Source organism: Streptomyces sp. NPDC107654 (assembly GCF_055639035.1).
In genome coordinates this window covers 620,671-642,773 of record NZ_JBVKBI010000002.1, presented here as the reverse complement: position 1 = coordinate 642,773, position 22,103 = coordinate 620,671, and the positions used below count along the sequence as shown (strand labels likewise).

Genomic DNA, 22,103 nt, shown 5'->3' with positions numbered 1-22,103 from the left:
CTGGAGCGCGCGTGCGCCCCCAGGGGCACCGGTGTGCGACCACTTCGCGCCCCGCACGTCACCTCAGTGTCGTCCGAGCATGAAATCATGGCCGCACCGGCCCAACCGGTGGGCCGCTGCCTTGGGTTGGCGATGGCACAGGACCACAGGCCACAGCCTTCAGGGGGAGGAACGATGGCGGACACCTTCGGACCGATGCGGGACGGGGACGCCGACGACGATGTCATCGGCAGGGGCCCGGACACGGGCTCGTCGCGCGACGAGCCGATCAGGGTCCTGGTCGTGGACGACCACGCCCTCTTCCGGCGCGGCCTGGAGATCGTCCTCGCGGCCGAGGAGGACATCCAGGTCGTCGGCGAGGCGGGTGACGGGGCCGAGGCGGTCGACAAGGCCGCCGATCTGCTGCCCGACATCGTGCTGATGGACGTCCGCATGCCCAAACGCGGCGGGATCGAGGCCTGCACCTCCATCAAGGAGGTCGCCCCCAGCGCCAAGATCATCATGTTGACGATCAGCGACGAGGAGGCCGACCTCTACGACGCCATCAAGGCGGGCGCGACCGGATACCTCCTCAAGGAGATCTCGACCGACGAGGTGGCGACCGCGATCCGCGCGGTCGCCGACGGGCAGTCGCAGATCAGCCCGAGCATGGCGTCGAAGCTCCTCACGGAGTTCAAGTCGATGATCCAGCGGACCGACGAGCGCCGGCTGGTGCCCGCGCCCCGGCTGACCGACCGCGAGCTGGAGGTCCTCAAGCTCGTCGCCACGGGGATGAACAACCGGGACATCGCCAAGGAGTTGTTCATCTCCGAGAACACCGTGAAGAACCACGTGCGCAACATCCTGGAGAAACTGCAGCTGCACTCCCGCATGGAAGCCGTGGTCTACGCGATGCGCGAGAAGATCCTGGAGATCCGCTAGCGGCTATCCGAGCAGCCCGGCGAGCTCACGGCCGAGGGGCTCGCGCAGCTCGGGGGCGTCCACGCGCTCCACGCGGACGTTCGTGCAGTTCACCCATGCCGCCGCCTCGACCAGGGCCTGGGCGACCGCCGGGACCGCCTTCGGACCGTCCAGGGTGACCTGCCTGGCCACCAGCGTGCGGCCCTCCCGGGCCGGGTCGACCCGCCCGACCAGCCGGCCGCCCGCGAGCACCGGCATCGCGAAGTAACCGTGGACCCGCTTGGGCTTCGGGACGTACGCCTCCAGCCGGTGGGTGAAGCCGAAGATCCGCTCCGTGCGCGCACGCTCCCAGATCAGCGAGTCGAACGGCGACAGCAGCGTGGTGCGGTGCCGGCCCCGCGGCGGCGTCACCAGGGCCGCCGGGTCCGCCCAGGCCGGCCTGCCCCAGCCCTCGACCTCGACCGGCACCAGACCCGAGTCCGCGATCACCGCGTCGACCTGCTCGGCCTTGAGACGGTGGTAGTCGGCGATGTCCGCCCGCGTGCCCACTCCGAGCGACTCGCCCGCCAGCCGGACCAGACGGCGCAGGCACTCGGTGTCGTCCAGCTCGTCGTGCAGCAACGCGTCCGGGACCGCGCGCTCGGCGAGGTCGTACACCCGCTTCCAGCCGCGCCGCTCGACGCACACCACCTCGCCGTACATCAGTGCGCGCTCCACGGCGACCTTCGTGCCCGACCAGTCCCACCATTCGTTCGTCTTCTTCGCGCCGCCCAGTTCCGTGGCGGTCAGCGGGCCTTCGGAGCGGAGCTGCTTGATGACCTGGTCGTAGGCGCCGTCGGGGAGTTCGTGGTGCCAGTGCGGGCGGTCGCGGTAGGCGCGGCGGCGGAACGCGAAGTGCGGCCACTCCTCGATGGGCAGGATGCAGGCCGCGTGCGACCAGTACTCGAAGGCGTGGGTGTCCGTCCAGTACGCGGCCTCCACGGTCTGGCGGCCGACCGCGCCCAGCCGGGCGTAGGGCACCAGCTCGTGGGAGCGGGCGAGGACCGAGATGGTGTCGAGCTGCACCGCGCCGAGGTGGCGCAGCACCCCGCGGACGCCCGCGCGCCGGTCGGGTGCGCCGAGCAGGCCCTGGGCCTTCAGAGCGATCCGGCGGGCTTCGTCCGCGGTGAGCGAGGTGATGGGGCGCGGCTGGGTCGTCATGTGCCGGACGATAGAGGGTGCCACTGACAGCCCGCGACGACCTGCGCGTTCACCGGGACCGTCCCGGGTGCCACGGGCGGGGGCTCACGAACGCGCGGGCAGATAGGGGGCCGTGGAGGGCAGGCCGAGGTCCGAGGGGAGCAGGGAGCCGACCCAGCAGTCCCGGCGCACCCCCTTGTTGTTGACGCCCGAGCGCAGGGTGCCCTCGACGGTGAAGCCCGCGCGCCGGGCCACCGCGCGGGAGGCGTGGTTTCCGACCTCGGCCCGCCACTCGACACGGTCGACACCGACCTCGGTGAAGACCCACCGGCAGGCGGTGACGGCGGCCTCCGCCACATACCCGTGGCCCCGGTGCTCCTTGGCCGCCCAGAAGCCGATCTCGGCCGTGCCCAGCGAGCGCATGGTGAGCGCGAGCATGCCGGCCAGCTCCCCGCCGCCGAGGAAGAGGCCGAAGGTGAACATCGACCCCTGCGACCAGCCGTCGGGGACGATCTGCTCCGTGAAGCCGATCGCGTGTTCCGGCAGATAGGGGGAGGGGACCGTCGTCCAGCGCTGGATGTCGGGATCCTGCACCGCCGCGTACACCGCGTCGGCGTCGGCGGGGCCGACCGGGCGCAGCAGGAGACGGTCCGTGGTGAGCGTGACGGGTTCCATCGGCCGATTCTGCTCGCGACGCCCGTCCGGGGCCATGGATTTTCGCTATGCGTGAGCGCGTGATCACATTTCGCGTAATTCCGTGCTTCGATGCGGCACTATCCGGATGCGCCGTCCGTTGTCCTGGGTGACGCAGCCGTCGGGCCGCCAGGCCTCCCGGCGCGCCCGGGTCCTCGCATACGATGGCCGTTGCTCAGTACGTCAGAAGGAAAACCGACCGTCCCAGGCCCGACCGGCAAGGAGACCAGCCCCCGTGTCCGTCCTCTCGAAGATCATGCGTGCAGGCGAAGGCAAGATCCTGCGCAAGCTGCACCGCATCGCGGACCAGGTCAACTCCATCGAAGAGGACTTCGTCGACCTCTCCGACGCCGAGCTGCGCGCCCTCACCGCGGAGTACAAGCAGCGGTACGCCGACGGCGAGAGCCTGGACGACCTGCTCCCCGAGGCGTTCGCCACCGTGCGCGAGGCCGCCAAGCGCGTCCTCGGCCAGCGGCACTACGACGTGCAGATGATGGGCGGCGCCGCGCTCCACCTCGGCTATGTGGCCGAGATGAAGACCGGTGAGGGCAAGACCCTCGTCGGCACGCTGCCCGCGTACCTGAACGCCCTCTCCGGGGACGGCGTCCACCTCATCACCGTCAACGACTACCTGGCCGAGCGCGACTCCGAGATGATGGGCCGCGTCCACAGGTTCCTTGGCCTGTCCGTCGGCTGCATCCTCGCCAACATGACGCCGGCCCAGCGTCGCGAGCAGTACGCGTGCGACATCACCTACGGCACGAACAACGAGTTCGGCTTCGACTACCTGCGCGACAACATGGCGTGGTCGAAGGACGAACTGGTGCAGCGCGGCCACAACTTCGCCATCGTGGACGAGGTCGACTCCATCCTCATCGACGAGGCCCGTACGCCGCTGATCATCTCCGGCCCGGCCGACCAGGCCACCAAGTGGTACGGCGACTTCGCCAAGCTGGTCACGCGCCTCAAGCGCGGCGAGGCCGGCAACCCGCTCAAGGGCATCGAGGAGACCGGCGACTACGACGTCGACGAGAAGAAGCGCACGGTCGCCATCCACGAGTCCGGCGTCGCCAAGGTCGAGGACTGGCTGGGCATCGACAACCTCTACGAGTCGGTGAACACCCCCCTCGTCGGCTACCTGAACAACGCCATCAAGGCCAAGGAACTGTTCAAGCGCGACAAGGACTACGTCGTCATCGACGGCGAAGTCATGATCGTCGACGAGCACACCGGCCGTATCCTCGCCGGCCGCCGCTACAACGAGGGCATGCACCAGGCGATCGAGGCGAAGGAAGGGGTGGACATCAAGGACGAGAACCAGACGCTCGCCACGATCACCCTGCAGAACTTCTTCCGCCTCTACAAGAAGCTCTCCGGCATGACCGGTACGGCGATGACCGAGGCCGCCGAGTTCCACCAGATCTACAAGCTCGGCGTGGTCCCGATCCCGACCAACAAGCCGATGGTCCGCAAGGACCAGTCGGACCTGATCTACCGCACCGAGGTGGCCAAGTTCGAGGCGGTCGTGGACGACATCGCCGAGAAGCACGAGAAGGGCCAGCCGATCCTCGTCGGCACCACCTCCGTCGAGAAGTCGGAGTACCTCTCGCAGCAGCTCAGCAAGCGCGGCATCCAGCACGAGGTGCTGAACGCCAAGCACCACGAGCGCGAGGCGCAGATCGTCGCCCAGGCCGGCCGCAAGGGCGCCGTGACGGTGGCCACCAACATGGCCGGCCGTGGTACGGACATCAAGCTCGGCGGCAACCCCGAGGACCTCGCCGAGGCGGAGCTGCGCCAGCGCGGCCTCGACCCCGAGGAGCACATCGAGGAGTGGGCCGCGGCCCTGCCCGCCGCCCTGGAGAAGGCCGAGCAGGCCGTCAAGGCGGAGAAGGAGGAGGTCGAGGAGCTGGGCGGCCTCTACGTCCTCGGCACCGAGCGGCACGAGTCGCGGCGCATCGACAACCAGCTGCGCGGCCGTTCCGGCCGTCAGGGCGACCCGGGCGAGTCCCGCTTCTACCTCTCCCTCGGCGACGACCTGATGCGCCTGTTCAAGGCCCAGATGGTCGAGCGTGTGATGTCGATGGCCAACGTGCCCGACGACGTGCCGATCGAGAACAAGATGGTCACGCGCGCGATCGCGTCCGCTCAGTCGCAGGTCGAGACCCAGAACTTCGAGACCCGCAAGAACGTCCTGAAGTACGACGAGGTGCTCAACCGGCAGCGCGAGGTCATCTACGGCGAGCGCCGGCGCGTCCTGGAGGGCGAGGACCTGCACGAGCAGATCCGGCACTTCATGGACGACACGATCGAGGCGTACGTCCGCGCGGAGACCTCCGAGGGCTTCCCCGAGGACTGGGACCTGGACCGGCTCTGGGGCGCCTTCCGTCAGCTGTACCCGGTGAAGATCACCATCGAGGAGCTGGAGGAGGCGGCCGGCGACCGGGCCGGCCTGACCGCCGAGTTCATCGAGGAGTCCATCAAGGAGGACATCCACGAGCAGTACGAGGCCCGCGAGGCGCAGCTCGGCTCCGAGATCATGCGTGAGCTGGAGCGCCGGGTCGTGCTGTCGGTCCTCGACCGCAAGTGGCGCGAGCACCTCTACGAGATGGACTACCTCCAGGAGGGCATCGGCCTGCGCGCCATGGCGCAGAAGGACCCGCTGGTCGAGTACCAGCGCGAGGGCTTCGACATGTTCAGCGCCATGATGGACGGCATCAAGGAGGAGTCCGTCGGCTACCTGTTCAACCTGGAGGTCCAGGTCGAGCAGCAGGTCGAGGAGGTCCCGGTCGAGGAGGCCCAGCCGGTGGGCGAGGGCGTGCAGGACACGGTCCCGGCACAGGCCGGCGCGCGTCCCGAGATCCGCGCGAAGGGGCTGGACGTTCCGCAGCGGCGGGATCTGCACTTCTCCGCGCCCACGGTGGACGGTGAGGGCGGCGTCGTCGAGCGTGACCTGGAGGACGAGGAGCCGGTGCGGTCCGAGTCGGACGGGCTGACGCGGGCGGAGCGGCGGCGGCAGGCCAAGGGTGGCCGGCGTCGGAAGAAGTAGCACCGGCGTTCCGAGCAAGGGCCGGGTCTCCCTTTGGGGGCCCGGCCCTTTCGCGCGCCGGTGCAGGGGGTCTCGCGGCGCGCTGTGCCGTCGCCGGGCGGGGCGGGTGTCGCTTGCCCGCGCTTGCGGGGTGCCGCCGCGCCCATCCGTGCCGCCCCTGCGGCACCCGCTGCCCGCCGCCATGGTGGCGGGCAGCGCGTGATGCACTGAGTGATCGTCCTCGACGTGCCCGCCCCCCGACGACAGGGCCGGCGGCGCTACGACGTGCCCGGACCCCGAGGACCAGGCCGGCGTCGCTACGGCGTGCCCGCCGTGCCCGCACCCCGACGACAGGGCCGGCGGCGCTACGGCGTGCCCGTCTCCACCGCTGTGCACCGCCAGCGGAGGTCCTTGCCGCGTTCCAGGCGGAAGGCCATCGCGCGGAGCCGGTCGCCGGCGGCGACGCGGACGAAGACCTCCAGAGCGCCCTCGCTGGGGACGTAGTAGCCGATGTCGTGGACCACGGGGTGGGGACCGCGGGTGCGCAGGGGGCTGCGTTCGGCCAGGCGGGCCAGTTCGTCGTAGGCGCGGCCCGCGGTGTACCGGAGCATCCAGTGGACGGGACGCTGGCCGCTCAGGACGGCCAGCAGGCGCTCGGCGAAGACGTCGGTGGGCCGTGGCTGCCCCGCGGCCGTCCCGGGCGGCCTGCGCGCCGTCTCGGCCCGTGCGGCCGCCGGACGGCTGGGCGTGCGGGGCGGGGCGCCGCCGGGTCGGCGGGAGTCGCGGCGGGTCGGCGGGCGGTGTCGCGGCCGGGGCTGGGCGGTACGGCTCATGACCTTGTTCATGGGGGTCCCCGTTCGGCGGGGCCCGGGGATACCGGGCGGTAACAACGCTGGTGGGGGATCTTGTACGGGGTACCGGAGGGGCCGGCAAGGGGACGGGGACGGGTGGGAGGCGGCCGGGAGGTTCACCTATCCGAGCGATGCGGGGAGCTAGAAGCCCTGGGGGCAGGCGGCGGGAGAGGGTGAAACCCCGGCGCGGAGTGGACGCCTCCACGGGGGCGGGCAGGCGCCCGAAAGGGGACGGGCGCACGTATCCTGAAGGCCCTTCGGGAGACGCGTCGGACGCCCTCCCCGAGGCCCCAGCGGAGCCTTCACCAGGAACAGGAAAGAGCGGCCAGCATGCGCGTCTACGTCCCCCTGACCCTCCCCGCTCTCGCCGAGGCGCACAAGACGGGGGAGCTGGGGAGCGGTCCCCTCGTCGCGTACGCCGTCACGCCCGGGCTTCGCGAGTGGTACCTCTCCGAGGACATCGAGGAGCTGGAGTACGCGGCGCTCAGCCGGGCCGCGCTGGCCTCGCTGCGGCTGCTGGCCGCGGACCCGGGCGCGGTACGGCGCCGGGTCGTGGTCGCCGTGGACGTGTCCGACGGCGCCGTGAGCGCCCGCCCCGGCCGCGGTTCCGAACCGTCCCCCCTGGGCGAGGTCACCGTGACGGTGGCGGTGCCGCTCGCGAAGGCGGCCTCCGTGCACGTCGACGCCGAGGACGCGGAACCGGACGTCGCCGCGGCGGCGGACGCGCTGGAGGCGGCGGACGGCGGGGACGACGACGCGCAGTTCGTCGTGGACGAGGTGGACGACCACGAGCTGCTGTGGTTCGCCACGCAGGAGATCCCCAACCTGGTCGGGCAGGCCTGACCTGCGCCGATGCCGAGCGGCGCCGTGACTGTCAGTGGTGGCGGGTACGGTCTTGGACATGGGGATGCACGGAAGCGCGCACATCGTCTGGGACTGGAACGGGACGCTGTTCCACGACAATGACGCGATCATCGGAGCGACGAACGCGGCCTTCGCCGAGCTGGGACTCGCGCCGATCACGCTGGAGCAGTACCGGTCGCTGTACTGCGTACCGGTGCCGAAGTTCTACGAGCGGCTGCTCGGCCGGCTGCCGACCGACGCCGAGTGGGAGCTGATGGACGGGGTCTTCCACCGGCACTACGCCGAGCACCGGGTGCGGTGTTCGCTGACCGTGGGCGTCGAGGAGCTGCTCACCGGGTGGCGGTCGGCGGGGCACAGCCAGTCGCTGCTGAGCATGTACGGGCACGAGGAACTGGTGCCGCTGGTGCGGGGCTTCGGGATCGAGGCGCACTTCATACGGGTGGACGGGCGGACGGGGCCGTCCGGCGGCAGCAAGGCCGAGCACATGGTGCGGCACCTGGAGGCGCTGACGGGGGTGGCGGCGCGGGAGCGGACCGTGGTGATCGGGGACGCGGCGGACGACGCGGTCGCCGCGCGGTACGTGGGGGCGCGCGCCGTGCTGTACAGCGGGGGGTCGCACAGCCGGGAGAGTCTGGAGGGGGTCGGGGTTCCGGTGGTGGACACGTTGGCCGAAGCGGTGGCGGAGGCGCGGCGGATCGCGGCGTAGCCGGGGCCGGGGGCCCGGAGGGGGCGGTGTGGCCGGCGGAGGGGGACGTCTGGGCGTCCCGCGCCGCGGCTCCCCGGGGGCGCGGGGGAACCGCGCGAGCAACCACGACGGACCGGCACCCGTCGACGCACCGCGTGCACGGCGGACGCGAGGACACCGGTCCTGACCTGGCGACGCACCGCACGCACGACGACGCGCCCCACCCCCTGGGCCCGGCCCCGGCCCCGCCCCCCTCAGCTCACCGGTGCCTTCGTCCGCAGGACGTTCAGGAACTCCCGCATCCACGCCGGATGATCCGGCCACGCGCGGGAGGAGACCAGCGTGCCGTCGACGACCGCCTCGGTGTCCTGGAAGCCCGCTCCGGCGGCCTGCATGTCCGGCTCCAACGCGGGGTACGCGGTGACGCGGCGGCCCCGGAGGGAGTCGATCGCGGCGGTGAGCAGGGGGCCGTGGCAGATCTGGGCGACCGGCTTGTCCGCGTCGAAGAAGGCCTTGAGGATCTTGCGGAGTTCGGCGTCGTTGCGCAGGTACTCGGGGGCCCGGCCGCCGGGGATGACGAGGGCCGCGTAGTCCCCGGGGTCGACCTCCGAGAAGGCCAGGTCGGCGGGCCAGGTGTAGCCGGGCTTCTCGGTGTAGGTGTCGTAGCCGGGTTCGAAGTCGTGGACGACGAAACGGAGGGTCTTGCGGGTGGGGGCGGCGATGTGGACCTCGTAACCTTCCTCCAGCAGCCGCTGGTAGGGGTAGAGCACCTCCAGGGACTCCGCTGCGTCGCCGGTGACGATGAGGATCTTCGTGGGCATGTCGGCTCCTCCGGTCGTACTCCGGGCTCTGCGGGGTGGGACTCCGGGCACCGTGCCCCCGCCGGGCGCGCTTGCCAAGAGGGCCCGGTTGTTTTCAGAGTGCGACCGGGGGCGTGGCGGCGCGACCGGTTACGCCACGGATCCCCGCCCCGCCGCTGTGCAGAACGTCAAACTTCACCCCTCGGTTTTGTACACATACGGCTCATGACGGGCCCCGGGTAAGTGGCGATAGCCTTGTGGCGTGATCAGCGCGATAGCTCGCGGGGGCGATCCTGCCCCTGCCCTGCGCCCGGGTTGCACGGAGCACCTCCGTGACCGGGCGGCGGTCGCTGGTCTTCGCGGGCGGGACGGGGGCGCGGACGCCCCCAGGACGCCGAGGACGCTCCGGGACACGGCGGTGCCGAGCGTGGCGTCGCAGTCGACGGGCGTGCCGAGAATGGCCGAATACCCCCCGCTCATCTCACCTCGCGGCATAGCGTCGGACCGGACCGGAAACCCCGGGCCGTGGCGTCGAGCCGGAGGGAAAGAGACCGTACTTCCTTCTACGTCACGCAACGGCGCGCGACAGGAGCCAGAGGACAATGCAGACCAAGCTGGACGAAGCCAAGGCCGAGCTGCTCGAACGGGCCGCCCGGGTAGCTGAGAACAGCCCGGTCGGGGGGCACCTACCGACCGGGACGACGAGCGAGGGCACCCCCGGCACCCCGGACAGCGAATCCGTGCTCGCGTTCCTCCAGCGGTACTACCTGCACACCGCCCCGGAAGACCTCGCCGACCGCGACCCGGTCGACGTCTTCGGCGCAGCGGTCTCGCACTACCGTCTCGCGGAGAACCGCCCGCAGGGCACCGCGAACGTCCGGGTGCACACCCCCACCGTGGAGGAGAACGGGTGGACGTGCAGCCACACCGTGGTGGAGGTCGTCACCGACGACATGCCCTTCCTCGTCGACTCGGTCACCAATGAGCTGACCCGGCAGGGGCGCGGCATCCACGTCGTCATCCACCCGCAGTTCGTCGTCCGGCGCGACCTGACCGGCAAGCTGATCGAGGTGCTGCCGACGCAGTCCACCGGGCTCACCGGCGACCTCCCGCACGACGCGCACGTCGAGTCCTGGATCCACGTCGAGATCGACCGGGAGACCGACCGCGCCGACCTCAAGCAGATCACCGCCGACCTGCTGCGCGTCCTGAACGACGTCCGCGAGGCCGTCGAGGACTGGGAGAAGATGCGGGACGCGGCGAACCGGATCGCCGACGGCCTGGAGAGCGAGCCCGTCCCCGGCGACCTGCCCCGGCCGGAGGTCGAGGAGGCCTGCGAGCTGCTGCACTGGCTGGCCACGGACCACTTCACCTTCCTCGGCTACCGCGAGTACCAGTTGCGCGACGACGACACGCTCGCCGCCGTGCCCGGCACCGGTCTCGGCATACTGCGCTCGGACCCGCACCACGCCGAGGACGACCAGCACCCGGTCAGCCCCTCCTTCGAGCGGCTCCCGGCCGACGCCCGCGCCAAGGCCCGCGAGCACAAGCTGCTGGTGCTGACCAAGGCCAACAGCCGGGCCACCGTGCACCGGCCGTCGTACCTGGACTACATCGGCGTCAAGAAGTTCGACGCGGACGGCAACGTCGTCGGTGAGCGCCGCTTCCTCGGCCTGTTCTCCTCCGCCGCCTACACCGAGTCGGTGCGCCGCGTGCCCGTCATCCGCCGCAAGGTGGACGAGGTGCTGGAGCGCGCCGGGTTCTCGCCCAACAGCCACGACGGCCGCGACCTGCTCCAGATCCTGGAGACCTACCCGCGCGACGAGCTGTTCCAGACCCCGGCTGCCGAACTGCAGTCGATCGTCACGAGCGTGCTCTACCTGCAGGAGCGCCGCCGGCTGCGGCTGTACCTGCGCCAGGACGAGTACGGCCGCTACTACTCGGCCCTCGTCTACCTCCCGCGCGACCGCTACACCACCGGCGTCCGCCTGAGGATCATCGACATCCTGAAGGAGGAGCTGGGCGGCACCAGCGTCGACTTCACCGCCTGGAACACCGAGTCGATCCTGTCCCGGCTGCACTTCGTCGTCCGGGTCCCGCAGGGCACCGAGCTGCCCGAGCTGTCGGACACCGACAAGGAGCGCATCGAGGCCCGCCTGGTCGAGGCGGCCCGCTCCTGGGCCGACGCGTTCGCCGAGGCGCTGACCGCCGAGTGCGGCGAGGAGCGCGCGGCCGAGATGCTGCGCCGCTACAACCACGCCTTCCCGGAGGGCTACAAGGCCGATCACAGCCCGCGCGCTGCGGTCGCCGACCTGGTCCACATGGAGCAGCTCGGCGACGACAAGACGTTCTCGCTGAGCCTGTACGAGCCGGTGGGCGCCGCGCCCGACGAGCGCCGCTTCAAGATCTACCAGAAGGGCGGCTCGGTCTCCCTCTCCAAGGTGCTGCCGGTGCTGAGCCGGCTCGGCGTCGAGGTCACCGACGAGCGGCCGTACGAACTGCGCTGCGCGGACCGCACCACCGCGTGGATCTACGACTTCGGTCTGCGCATGCCGAAGCTGTCCGGCGGCCACAACGGCGACCACCTGGGCGACGACGCCCGCGAGCGGTTCCAGGACGCGTTCGCCGCGACCTGGACCGGCAAGGCCGAGAACGACGGCTTCAACGCGCTGGTGCTGAGCGCCGGGCTGAACTGGCGGCAGGCGATGGTGCTGCGCGCCTACGCCAAGTACCTGCGGCAGGCCGGCTCGACCTTCTCGCAGGACTACATGGAGGACACCCTCCGCAACAACGTCCACACCACCCGGCTCCTCGTCTCCCTGTTCGAGGCGCGGATGTCCCCGGACCGGCAGCGCGCCGGCCTGGAGATCACCGACGCCCTGCTGGAGGAGCTCGACGCGGCCCTGGAGCAGGTGGCCAGCCTGGACGAGGACCGCATCCTGCGCTCCTTCCTGACGGTCATCAAGGCGACCCTGCGCACCAACTTCTTCCAGGAGGCGCTCGGCGGACAGCCGCACGACTACGTCTCCATGAAGTTCGACCCGCAGGCCATCCCGGACCTGCCCGCGCCGCGCCCGGCGTACGAGATCTGGGTGTACTCGCCGCGCGTGGAGGGCGTGCACCTGCGCTTCGGCAAGGTCGCCCGCGGGGGCTTGCGCTGGTCCGACCGGCGTGAGGACTTCCGCACCGAGATCCTCGGCCTGGTCAAGGCGCAGATGGTGAAGAACACCGTCATCGTGCCGGTCGGCGCCAAGGGCGGCTTCGTCGCCAAGCAGCTGCCGGATCCGGGCGTGGACCGCGACGCGTGGCTGGCCGAGGGCATCGCCAGCTACAAGACGTTCATCTCGGCGCTGCTGGACATCACCGACAACATGGTGGCCGGCGAGGTCGTGCCGCCGCAGGACGTGGTCCGGCACGACGGTGACGACACCTACCTGGTGGTCGCCGCCGACAAGGGCACCGCGACCTTCTCGGACATCGCCAACGACGTCGCCCACACGTACAACTTCTGGCTCGGCGACGCCTTCGCCTCCGGCGGCTCGGCCGGTTACGACCACAAGGGCATGGGCATCACCGCGCGCGGCGCCTGGGAGTCCGTGAAGCGGCACTTCCGCGAGCTGGGCGTGGACACGCAGAGCGAGGACTTCACGGTCGTCGGCATCGGTGACATGTCCGGTGACGTGTTCGGCAACGGCATGCTGCTCTCCGAGCACATCCGTCTGGTCGCCGCCTTCGACCACCGGCACATCTTCATCGACCCCACCCCGGACGCGGCCGTCGGCTACGCCGAGCGCCGCCGCCTGTTCGAGCTGCCCCGCTCCAGCTGGGCCGACTACAACACCGACCTGCTGTCGGCGGGCGGCGGGATCTTCCCGCGCACGGCCAAGTCGATCCCGCTCAACAGCCACATCCGCGAGGCCCTCGGCATCGAGGGCAAGGTCACCAAGATGACCCCGGCGGACCTGATGAAGACGATCCTCAAGGCGCCGGTGGACCTGCTGTGGAACGGCGGCATCGGCACGTACGTGAAGGCGTCGTCGGAGTCGAACGCCGACGTCGGCGACAAGGCCAACGACGCCATCCGCGTCGACGGCCAGGACCTCAGGGTCAAGGTCGTCGGCGAGGGCGGCAACCTGGGCCTGACCCAGCTCGGCCGGATCGAGTTCGCGCTGCACGGCGGCCGGATCAACACCGACGCGATCGACAACAGTGCCGGTGTGGACACCTCCGACCACGAGGTGAACATCAAGATCCTGCTGAACGGCCTGGTCGCGGACGGCGACATGACCGTCAAGCAGCGCAACAAGCTGCTCGCCGAGATGACCGACGAGGTCGGCGCGCTGGTCCTGCGCAACAACTACGCGCAGAACACCGCCCTGGCCAACGCCCTGTTCCAGGCCAACGACATGCTCCACGCCCAGCAGCGGTTCATCCGCCACCTGGTGCGCGAGGGTCACCTGGACCGGGCGCTGGAGTTCCTGCCCACCGACCGCCAGATCCGCGAACGCCTCGCCGGGGGCCAGGGCCTGACCGGACCGGAGACGGCCGTCGTCCTGGCGTACACGAAGATCACGGTGGCCGAGGAGCTGCTGCACACCTCGCTGCCGGACGACGCGTACCTGCGCGGCCTGCTGCACGCCTACTTCCCGACGGCCCTGCGCGAGCGGTTCGCCGAGGCGATCGACAACCACCCGCTGCGCCGTGAGATCACCACGACCGTGCTGGTCAACGACACGGTCAACACGGGCGGTACGACGTACCTGCACCGGCTGCGCGAGGAGACCGGGGCCTCCCTGGAGGAGATCGTCCGCGCCCAGACCGCGGCCCGCGCGATCTTCAGCTCGGCACCGGTGTGGGACGCGGTGGAGAACCTGGACAACAGGGTCGACGCCGCCGTCCAGACCCGCATCCGCCTCCACTCGCGCCGGCTGGTCGAGCGCGGCACCCGCTGGCTGCTCAACAACCGGCCGCAGCCGCTGCAGCTCGCCGAGACGGTCGAGTTCTTCGCCGACCGGGTCGAGCGGGTCTGGCAGGAGCTGCCGAAGCTGCTGCGCGGCGCGGACCTCGAGTGGTACCAGCACGTGTACGACGAGCTGTCCGCGGCCGGTGTCCCGGACGAAGTCGCCACGCGTGTGGCCGGCTTCTCCTCCGCCTTCCCGACGCTCGACATCGTGTCGGTGGCCGACCGCACGGGCAAGGAGCCGCTGGACGTCGCCGAGATCTACTACGACCTCGCCGACCGGCTCAACATCACCCAGCTCATGGACCGCATCATCGAGCTGCCCCGCGCCGACCGCTGGCAGTCCATGGCCCGCGCCTCCATCCGCGAGGACCTGTACGCGGCGCACGCGGCGCTCACCGCGGACGTCCTGGCCGTCGGGAACGGCACCTCGACGCCCGAGCAGCGCTTCAAGGCCTGGGAGCAGAAGAACGCGGCGATCCTGAGCCGCGCCCGCACCACGCTGGACGAGATCCGCAGCTCCGACTCCTTCGACCTCGCCAACCTGTCGGTGGCGATGCGGACGATGCGGACGCTGCTGCGCACGCACTCGTAGGCGTACGACACGACAGGCGCCCCCGGCAGTGCACCGGGGGCGCCTGCTTTAGGGTCGACGGTGTGCACACCGCGCCGTCTGACACCGAACAGGTGAGCCCCGCGGCACCGCCGGGCGGCCCCGCGTCACGCGTCGGCCGGAAGCTGCCGCCGATCGCCGCCGCGCTCGTCGTGGTGCTGATGCTCGGGGTCGTCGCCCGCCTGCCCTGGGCGGGCGACCTCGGCATGCACGCGGCCACCGTCCAGCGCCTGAGCCACGACCTGCCGCACCCCGGCAACCCCCTGGTCGACGCCGACACGCCGAGCCCGTACTACTCGCCCTGGATGGTGCTGCTCGGCACCGTCGCCAAGGTGACGGGCCTGTCGGTCTTCGTGGTCCTGCGCCTGGCCGCGCTCATCGGTCTCGGCCTGCTGACGACCGGCGTACGGCGCTACGTCCGCACCCTGACCGACCACCGCTCCGCCCCCGCGCTGGCCTTCCTGGCCCTGCTGCTCCTGTGGGGCCCGGTGCTGTTCGACTGGAGCGGCTTCCTCGGGCTGAACTCCCTGGCGCTCACGGTCTCGTACCCGAGCGTGTTCGCGCTGGGTCTCGCCTTCCACTTCTGGTCCTGGCTGACGCGGACGGCGCGCGAGGAGAGCGGCGCGTGGGGGGCGTGCCTGGGCCTGGGTGTGCTGTGGGCGCTGATCCTGCTGTGCCACCAGTTCACGGGTGTCGTGGCCTCGTTGGGCGGGCTGGCCATGGTGCTCGCGGCACGGCCGGCGCGCGCGGTGCTGCTGCGGCTCGGCGCCGGGCTGCTGCTGGGCCTGGGGGTGCTGTGGCTCTGGCCGTACTACGACTTCTTCGCGCTGTTCTCCGCCGGCGCGGATCTGGAGGCCATCCACCGGCCGCTCTACGACGACCTGGCCGGGAGGTTCGGCCTCGTCCTGCTCGGGGTGGCGGCGCTGGGGTTCCGCTGGCGCCGGGACCGTCGCGATCCGCTGGTCCTCTTCTTCCTCCTGGGCGCGCTGGTGTTCGCCGCGGGGGGTCTGACCGGCCACTACTCCTGGGGACGCGCCCTGCCCGCCGTGCTCGTCCCGGCGCAGCTCGCGGCCGCGGTCGAGGTGGTGTCGGCGGGGCGGGCCGTGGCGCGGAGGGTGTGGGCGTGCGTGCTGCTCGCCGCGCTCGCGGTGGGGGCGTGGACGCAGGCCGGGACGCTCGGGTACGTGGTGCCGCGGGACGCGCTGCCGGGGGTGGTCGCGGAGAAGTACCGGACGCCGTGGGCGGGGTACCAGTGGATCATGCGCGCGGGGGTGCGGTACGGGGACGTGGTGATGGCCCGTACGTTTCCGGCCCGGCAGATCCCGGCGTACGGCGCGTACACCGTGGCGCCCGGGTATCCCGACGTGTTCCTTCCGGATGCGGAGCGGAGGGAGGCGGCGGTGGAGCGGTACTTCTCGGCTGCGGCGGGGGCTTCGGAGCGGCGGGGGATCCTGCGGGAGTACGGGGTGAAGTGGGTCGTCGGAGGTGCGTCGGCGAAGGCACCGTGGCTCCGGAAGGCCGCGGTGGGTCCGGGCGGCCGGATCCTCTATCGGGTGGCGCCCTGAGCCGCACGGGGGCCGGCTCGCTCACCTGCGGCTGCCCGCGGCCACGTCTTCACCTCAGCGCACTCGCCACCAGCCGTGCGGCGTTGCGCACCCGGGGCCGGGCGATCCGGCGGACCAGGGGCCGGGTGATCCGGGCCGTGACACCCACCGGGGTCCAGCGCAGTTGCAGCCGGCCGGGGTTGCGGCCCTCCGGTTCGACGGTGAGGTCGTGCGGGGCGGCGCCGGAGTGGTACGGGATGCGGATCGTGCGGGACGGGAAGTCCAGGGGGGCCAGGAGCAGGGCGGAGTTGGACAGGCCCTGCTGGTCCAGGCGGAGCACGGGGTGCCGTACGCCCGCGAAGCCGTGCAGCGGGACCGGCGCGGAGGAGAGGTCGAGGCGGACCGTGCCTTCGAAGACGCCGGGGCGGACCGGGTCCAGCCGGAAGGGGATCGTCATGCGGCGTCTGCCGGGGGTGAGGAGCAGGGACGCGCGCTGGGGGCCGACGGGCAGACGCAGGCCCGGGTCGTACGTGCGGACCGTCAGGGCGAGGGTCGCACCGGGGCCGGGGGCCAGGTGCACGATCTCGTGGCGGAACTGCGCCGTCGGGAACGGGCGCGTGTCCAGCTCCAGTTCGCTCACGTCCAGTTCGCGGCGGGCCCGCTCCGTGGACGGGACGGCGTCGCCCCAGTACGGGACGCCCGTCTCGTCCGCCGTCACCCGCCGCGGCGCCACCGCGTGTCCCAGACCGCGTGCCGCCAGCCGGGCCTCGGCCGTGCGGCCGTCCCGCAGCAGCTCCAGCACCACCCGTTCGGCTCGGGGCAGCCGGGCGTAGGCGTCGGGGGAGAGCGTGTCCAGGTAGGGGTTCATGAGGTCCGCGAAGGACGCCAGCCACTCCTCGTCCCGGTACGGCAGGTCGCCCGCGTACATCCGGAAGTCGTGCTTGAGGAACTTGTAGTCCTTGTCCTCCCGCAGCGCCGCGTGCCCGCTGCTCACCAGGAAGTCGTCGATCAGCCGCTGCACGTGCACCCGGTCGCGCACGTTGGAGATCTTGTGGCGCTGGTTGGAGATGGAGGCCGAGGCCGCCGCGGCGAACGGCTCGATGTACCAGACGTACACCGGGTCCGGGATGATCGTGAACGCCTTCGCCAGGCAGTACGCCTGCGCCGAGAACAGCTGGTCCTCGTAGTGGATGCCCTCGGGGAAGCGCAGCTGGTGGCGGTCGAGGAAGGCGCGGGCGTACATCTTGCTGGTCGACAGGTGCTCGAAGAGGAGGCGGGGGTCCTGCTCGATGCCCTCGACCGTGCGGCGCTCGGCGACCAGGTGCGGCATCCACGTCGAGCGGCGGCCGTTGTCCACCCGGACCCGGCGGACCGCGCCCATGGCGAAGTCCACCTCCCGCTCCCGGTGCGCGGCGAGCAGCAGCTCCACGGCGCGCGGCGGGAGTTCGTCGTCGCTGTCGAGGAACATCAGGTACGGCGCCCGGGCGATCTCGACGGCCCGGTTGCGCGGGGCGCTGCACCCGCCGCTGTTCTCCGGCAGGCGGATGTAGCGGATCCGGTGGTCCTGGGCCGCGAGTTCCCGGGCGACCGCGGGCGTGTCGTCCGTCGAGTGGTCGTCGCTGATGACGATCTCGATGTTCGCGTGGGTCTGGGCGCGCAGCGAGGCGACCGCGCGGGGCAGGCGGGCCGCGTCGTTGAAGACGATGACCGTGACCGTGACGTCGGGGATGGTCATGCCGTGGCCTCCTCGGGCGTCGGGGCGGGGGTGCGGTCCTCCAGGGGGAGCACCGGTGGCAGCGCCTCCTCCGGTTCGCCCAGGAACACCCGGCGGACGACCCGTTCGGCGGCGCGCCCGTCGTCGTACTCGCAGAACCGGCGCCGGAACGCGGCCCGTGCCTTGGCCGCGCTGTCGTCGCGCCAGGCCCCGGAGACGAAGATCTCGGCGAGTTCCTCCTGGGTGCGGGCGACGTGGCCGGGGTGTTCGGCCGTCAGGTCGAAGTAGACGCCGCGGGTGGTGCGGTACGTCTCCCAGTCGTCGGCGTAGACGACGATCGGGCGGTCCAGGTTGGCGTAGTCGAACATGATCGAGGAGTAGTCCGTGACCAGCGCGTCGGCCGCCAGGCAGAGTTCCTCGACGGGGTCGTAGGAGGAGACGTCGATGATCCGGCCGGAGCGGCGCAGGCCGGTCAGCGGGGAGGCGGCGCCGCCGTAGAAGTAGTGGGCGCGGACGAGGAGGACGGTGTTCTCGCCGAGGCGGTCGGCGAGGGCGGCGAGGTCGAGGCGCGGGGTGAAGCCGGCCTCGTAGTCGCGGTGGGTGGGGGCGTACAGGACGGCGGTCCTGCCGGGGGCGATGCCGAGGCGCTCGCGGGCGGCGCGGACGTCGGCGGCGGTGGCGGTGTAGAAGACGTCGTTGCGCGGATAGCCGTGGTCCAGCGAGGTGTAGCGGGACGGGTAGGCGCGCTCCCACATGCGGGTGGAGTGGCTGTTGGCGCTGACGCTGTAGTCCCACTTGTCGACCCGGGCCAGCAGGGCGGCGAAGTCCAGGCCCTTGGCGGCGGCCGGGTGGTCCATCTGGTCCATGCCCATGCGTTTGAGCGGGGTGCCGTGGTGGGTCTGGAGGTGGATGGAGCCCGGGCGTTTGACGACGGCGTTCGGGAAGTTGACGTTGTTCGTCAGGTAGGTGGCGGTGGCCAGGGTCTCCCAGTAGCGGCGGGTGCCGGGGACGACGTGGTCGGTGCCGGGCGGCAGCAGGGCCGCGTTCTCCTTGTTCACCACCCACACGGGGTGGATGTGCGGGGCGAGTTCGGCGAGCTTCGCGGCGATCGCGGCCGGGTTGCAGGCGACCCCGCGGTCCCAGTAGGCGGCGAACACGGCGAGGTTCGGGTCCAGCGGGCGGCCGAGGGCGCGCTGGTACTGGTGGTCGCGGACCTTCGCGCCGAGGCGCCGCTTGCGGGTCCGGACGGCCTCGCGGGCGGCGCGGCGGGTGCGGTTGGCCGCCTGGAACGCGCGGTACTTGGTGTAGGCGCCCTCCTCCAGCAGCGCGTGCCGTACGCCCTCCAGGCCCGCCGGGCGCCGGTGGCCCTCCGGGCGCCAGCGGACCGCGGCGAGGGAGGCGCGGCGGAAGAACTCGCGGGCGACCGGGTCGGGCAGGTCCTCGCGGGCGAAGGTGCGCACCAGGTCGCGCACCATGAGGTCGTACAGCACCGTGCGGGGGGTGCGGCGGTCCCGGGTGAGCGGGAGCAGGGACTCGTAGCGGTCGACGAGCGCGAGCCGGTCCTGGGGGGTGCGCGGCGGGAGGCTCTCGGGGCGCAGCACACGGTGGTCGTACGCCGTCTGGTTCAGGCAGGCGACGCGCTCGGCGTGCAGCAGGGCCGCGTGGGCGGCGCGCGGCTCGTCGTCGGTGTTCAGCCGCTCCTCGTGGGCCCGCCAGAAGTCGGCGCGCAGGGCGCGGTTGCCGAGCAGCGGGGTCAGCCGCAGCAGGTCGGCGGCCTCGTGCAGGGGCAGGGCGGCGCGGCCGACGGCGGCGAGGTGGCGGCCGTCGCGGGAGGGGCGGGCGGCGGTCTGCCAGGTGGTGGTGACGTGGTCGAAGAGGAGGACGTCGACGGGTTCGGACGAACCGGTGTCGAGTTCCGCGGTCCGCTCGGCGACCAGGCGGGGCGCGCCGGCCGGCAGGCCGTCCTTGGCGTGGACGAAGTGCAGCCAGCGACCGCGGGCGCGGGCCGCGCCCGCGGCCCGTGCCTCCGGGTCACCCGTGCCGTCGGGCAGCGGTACGACGATCATCTCGGGGGCGTGCCCCTCGGCCGTCTCCCGGGCCCAGTCGCCGACCGCGGCGACGATCACCTCGGCGTCGGCGAACGGGTGGGCCTCCAGGGAGTCCAGCAGCTCGGTCAGATGCCCCTGTGCGTTCGGCCCGTAGACGATCACACTCAGCTGGGGCATCGCAGTGGACTCCTTCGGCTCGCGGTCTCCGGGCGCACCCTTCATAACATACTGTCATTAAGTGGATGAAAGGGATAACTGCGCTGGGTCTACGGGGTGGACTCAGGAAGGTAGAGCGACTTTCCGCGCGTCCGGTTGCGGTGTGTCCGCTTTTGTGGCCTCCGTTTTCGCTTCCGTGGCCTCCGGCTTCGGCGCGGGCTTCTTCGGAGCCGGTTTCGGAGCCGGCTTCTTGTCGCCGGTGAAGGCCTCGTACTCCTTCATGACCTCCTCGGTCGGCCCGTCCATGCGCAGTTCGCCGCGCTCCAGCCACAGGACCCGCTCGCAGGTGTCGCGGATGGACTTGTTGTTGTGGCTGACCAGGAAGACCGTGCCCGCGTGCTGACGCAGTTCGCGGATGCGGGCCTCGGAGCGCTTCTGGAAGGAGCGGTCGCCGGTGGCCAGCGCCTCGTCGATGAGCAGGACGTCGTGGTCCTTGGCGGCGGCGATGGAGAAGCGGAGCCGGGCGGCCATGCCGGAGGAGTAGGTGCGCATCGGCAGGGTGATGAAGTCGCCCTTCTCGTTGATCCCGGAGAAGTCGACGATGTCCTGGTAGCGCTCCTTGATCTGCTCCCGGGGCATGCCCATGGCGAGGCCGCCGAGGAAGACGTTCCGCTCGCCCGTGAGGTCGTTCATCAGCGCCGCGTTGACGCCGAGCAGGGACGGCTGGCCGTCGGTGTAGATGTGCCCGCTCTCCACCGGGAGCAGGCCCGCGACCGCCTTCAGCAGGGTCGACTTTCCCGAACCGTTGGTCCCGATGAGCCCGATCGCCTCACCCTTGTAGGCGGCGAACGACACCTTCCGCACCGCGTGCACCCGGCGTACGCCGGACGCCTGCTCGGTCTGCCTGCGGCGCAGGATGCGGTTGAGGGCGGCGGTGGCGGAGCCGCGGCCCGCGCCGGTGCCGTTGACCCGGTAGACGATGTCGACGCGGTCGGCGACGACGGTGGGGACCTTGTCGTTCACGTTCTCAGCCACGGCCGTACGTCTCCTCAGCCTTCCAGAAGTAGATGAAGCCGCCGATGCCGGCGAGCAGGGCCCAGCCGGTGGCCGCCGCCCACACGTGCGGGGGCAGGGACTTGGCGTGGAAGCTGTCGATCAGCGCGAACCGCATGAGGTCGATGTAGACCGCGGCCGGGTTCAGCTCCAGCAGGACGGTGACGATGTGCGGCAGGTCGTCCTTTTTGGCCAGCTTGTCGATGCTCCACATCACGCCGGACACGTACATCCACGTGCGCAGCAGGAACGGCATCAGCTGGGTGATGTCCGGGGTCTTGGCGCCCAACCGCGCCACGATCATGGACACGCCGGCGTTGAAGGTGAACTGGAGCACCAGGGCCGGGAGCGCCAGTACCCAGGACGCGGCGACCGGAACGCCGAAGCAGAGCAGGATGACGACCAGCGCGGCCATCGAGAACAGCAGCTGCTGGAGCTGCTGGAGCGCGAAGGAGATCGGCAGGGCGGCGCGCGGGAAGTGCAGGGCGCGGACCAGGCCGAGGTTGCCGGAGATGGCCCGGGTGCCGGCCATGATCGAACTCTGCGTGAACGTCCAGATGAACACGCCCGTGACCAGGAACGGCACGTAGTCGGGCACGTTGTGCTTGGTGCCGAGCAGGACACCGAAGATGAAGTAGTAGACCGCCGCGTTCAGCAGCGGGGTCATGACCTGCCAGACCTGGCCGAGCTTCGCCTGGCTGTACTGCGCGGTGAGCTTGGCGGTGGCGAAGGCGCTGATGAAGTGGCGGCGGGCCCACAGCCGGCGGACGTACTCCGACAGGGAGGGGCGGGCCCCGCTGACCGACAGGCCGTGCCGGGCGGCCAGCGCCGCGAGGTCTTCGTCGGCGGGCGCCTGGGTCGGGGGCGGTGTGTGGAGGACCTGGCTCACATCCGCTGCTTTCGCTCGTGGGGGAGGGGGTGCTGCGTCCGGCTTTCGCCGGGACCGTCTGGTTCGTGGCCGTCGCCCGGCGTTTCCTTACGCTTCTCTTCCCGTTCTCTTACGTCGGGACGGGACCGT

Annotated in this window: 14 protein-coding genes; 6 read left to right on the top strand and 8 right to left on the bottom strand. The window is 71.3% G+C overall.

All coding sequences use genetic code 11. From position 1 onward, the window contains the following. Positions 1-174 precede the first annotated feature (174 nt). Positions 175-921, top strand: coding sequence for a response regulator (locus tag ACZ7N4_RS05995; RefSeq protein WP_468189266.1), 747 nt, complete (start codon positions 175-177; stop codon positions 919-921). Positions 922-924: 3 nt separating this feature from the next. Here ACZ7N4_RS05995 and ACZ7N4_RS05990 read toward each other — a convergent pair whose 3' ends face one another. After that, complete coding sequence (locus ACZ7N4_RS05990; RefSeq protein WP_471354224.1) at positions 925-2,100, bottom strand: winged helix-turn-helix domain-containing protein; 1,176 nt, start codon at positions 2,098-2,100, stop codon at positions 925-927. 84 nt (positions 2,101-2,184) lie between these two features. Beyond that, the gene (locus tag ACZ7N4_RS05985; protein ID WP_471354222.1) at positions 2,185-2,754 is read right to left on the bottom strand and encodes a GNAT family N-acetyltransferase; all 570 of its coding nucleotides are present in this window, start codon (positions 2,752-2,754) and stop codon (positions 2,185-2,187) included. Positions 2,755-3,007: 253 nt separating this feature from the next. Here ACZ7N4_RS05985 and secA point away from each other — a divergent pair, with 253 nt between their 5' ends. Continuing rightward, positions 3,008-5,818 (top strand): preprotein translocase subunit SecA, encoded by a 2,811-nt coding sequence (gene secA / locus ACZ7N4_RS05980; protein ID WP_471354219.1) that lies wholly within the window; start codon positions 3,008-3,010, stop codon positions 5,816-5,818. A 344-nt stretch (positions 5,819-6,162) separates the two neighbouring features. Here the strand turns inward: secA and ACZ7N4_RS05975 are convergent, their stop codons facing one another. Beyond that, a complete protein-coding gene (locus tag ACZ7N4_RS05975) occupies positions 6,163-6,642 on the bottom strand; it encodes an Rv3235 family protein (protein WP_471354217.1) in 480 nt (159 codons plus the stop codon). Between the two features lie 336 nt (positions 6,643-6,978). Here ACZ7N4_RS05975 and ACZ7N4_RS05970 point away from each other — a divergent pair, with 336 nt between their 5' ends. Beyond that, positions 6,979-7,491 (top strand): DUF6912 family protein, encoded by a 513-nt coding sequence (locus ACZ7N4_RS05970; protein WP_471354215.1) that lies wholly within the window; start codon positions 6,979-6,981, stop codon positions 7,489-7,491. Between the two features lie 58 nt (positions 7,492-7,549). Then, the gene (locus ACZ7N4_RS05965) at positions 7,550-8,218 is read left to right on the top strand and encodes an HAD family hydrolase (protein ID WP_471354213.1); all 669 of its coding nucleotides are present in this window, start codon (positions 7,550-7,552) and stop codon (positions 8,216-8,218) included. Between the two features lie 233 nt (positions 8,219-8,451). On the opposite strand, the gene ACZ7N4_RS05960 is transcribed toward ACZ7N4_RS05965, so the two are convergent. Continuing rightward, on the bottom strand, positions 8,452-9,018 hold the full coding sequence (locus ACZ7N4_RS05960) for a DJ-1/PfpI family protein (RefSeq protein WP_356149765.1): 567 nt from the start codon (positions 9,016-9,018) through the stop codon (positions 8,452-8,454). A 581-nt stretch (positions 9,019-9,599) separates the two neighbouring features. Between ACZ7N4_RS05960 and ACZ7N4_RS05955 the strand changes: the two genes are divergently transcribed. Both ACZ7N4_RS05955 and ACZ7N4_RS05950 read left to right on the top strand, forming a co-directional pair. Further along, positions 9,600-14,552 (top strand): NAD-glutamate dehydrogenase, encoded by a 4,953-nt coding sequence (locus ACZ7N4_RS05955; protein WP_471354209.1) that lies wholly within the window; start codon positions 9,600-9,602, stop codon positions 14,550-14,552. 179 nt (positions 14,553-14,731) lie between these two features. Next, positions 14,732-16,135, top strand: a complete 1,404-nt coding sequence (locus ACZ7N4_RS05950; protein WP_471354284.1) for a hypothetical protein — start codon at positions 14,732-14,734, stop codon at positions 16,133-16,135. 49 nt (positions 16,136-16,184) lie between these two features. Here ACZ7N4_RS05950 and ACZ7N4_RS05945 read toward each other — a convergent pair whose 3' ends face one another. From ACZ7N4_RS05945 to ACZ7N4_RS05930, 4 genes are all read right to left on the bottom strand, one after another. Continuing rightward, the gene (locus tag ACZ7N4_RS05945) at positions 16,185-17,849 is read right to left on the bottom strand and encodes a glycosyltransferase family 2 protein (RefSeq protein ID WP_471354206.1); all 1,665 of its coding nucleotides are present in this window, start codon (positions 17,847-17,849) and stop codon (positions 16,185-16,187) included. Then, positions 17,846-20,053, bottom strand: coding sequence for a CDP-glycerol glycerophosphotransferase family protein (locus tag ACZ7N4_RS05940; RefSeq protein WP_471354204.1), 2,208 nt, complete (start codon positions 20,051-20,053; stop codon positions 17,846-17,848). Before ACZ7N4_RS05940 ends, ACZ7N4_RS05945 begins: the two co-directional genes overlap by 4 nt. Before the next feature lie 102 nt (positions 20,054-20,155). Further along, entirely contained in the window at positions 20,156-21,067 is a 912-nt protein-coding gene (locus ACZ7N4_RS05935; RefSeq protein ID WP_471354202.1) for an ABC transporter ATP-binding protein, read from the bottom strand. Beyond that, entirely contained in the window at positions 21,060-21,974 is a 915-nt protein-coding gene (locus tag ACZ7N4_RS05930; protein WP_471354199.1) for an ABC transporter permease, read from the bottom strand. The genes ACZ7N4_RS05935 and ACZ7N4_RS05930 overlap by 8 nt, the downstream gene beginning before the upstream one ends. Positions 21,975-22,103 lie beyond the last annotated feature (129 nt).

Excerpts from the sequence above, each read along its gene's own strand:
- ACZ7N4_RS05995 (WP_468189266.1), top strand. The coding sequence starts at position 175 with ATGGCGGACACCTTCGGACCGATGCGGGACGGGGACGCCGACGACGAT.
- ACZ7N4_RS05990 (WP_471354224.1), bottom strand. The coding sequence starts at position 2,100 with ATGACGACCCAGCCGCGCCCCATCACCTCGCTCACCGCGGACGAAGCC.
- ACZ7N4_RS05985 (WP_471354222.1), bottom strand. The coding sequence starts at position 2,754 with ATGGAACCCGTCACGCTCACCACGGACCGTCTCCTGCTGCGCCCGGTC.
- ACZ7N4_RS05975 (WP_471354217.1), bottom strand. The coding sequence starts at position 6,642 with ATGAACAAGGTCATGAGCCGTACCGCCCAGCCCCGGCCGCGACACCGC.
- ACZ7N4_RS05970 (WP_471354215.1), top strand. The coding sequence starts at position 6,979 with ATGCGCGTCTACGTCCCCCTGACCCTCCCCGCTCTCGCCGAGGCGCAC.
- ACZ7N4_RS05965 (WP_471354213.1), top strand. The coding sequence starts at position 7,550 with ATGGGGATGCACGGAAGCGCGCACATCGTCTGGGACTGGAACGGGACG.
- ACZ7N4_RS05960 (WP_356149765.1), bottom strand. The coding sequence starts at position 9,018 with ATGCCCACGAAGATCCTCATCGTCACCGGCGACGCAGCGGAGTCCCTG.
- ACZ7N4_RS05955 (WP_471354209.1), top strand. The coding sequence starts at position 9,600 with ATGCAGACCAAGCTGGACGAAGCCAAGGCCGAGCTGCTCGAACGGGCC.
- ACZ7N4_RS05950 (WP_471354284.1), top strand. The coding sequence starts at position 14,732 with ATGCTCGGGGTCGTCGCCCGCCTGCCCTGGGCGGGCGACCTCGGCATG.
- ACZ7N4_RS05945 (WP_471354206.1), bottom strand. The coding sequence starts at position 17,849 with ATGACCATCCCCGACGTCACGGTCACGGTCATCGTCTTCAACGACGCG.
- ACZ7N4_RS05940 (WP_471354204.1), bottom strand. The coding sequence starts at position 20,053 with ATGCCCCAGCTGAGTGTGATCGTCTACGGGCCGAACGCACAGGGGCAT.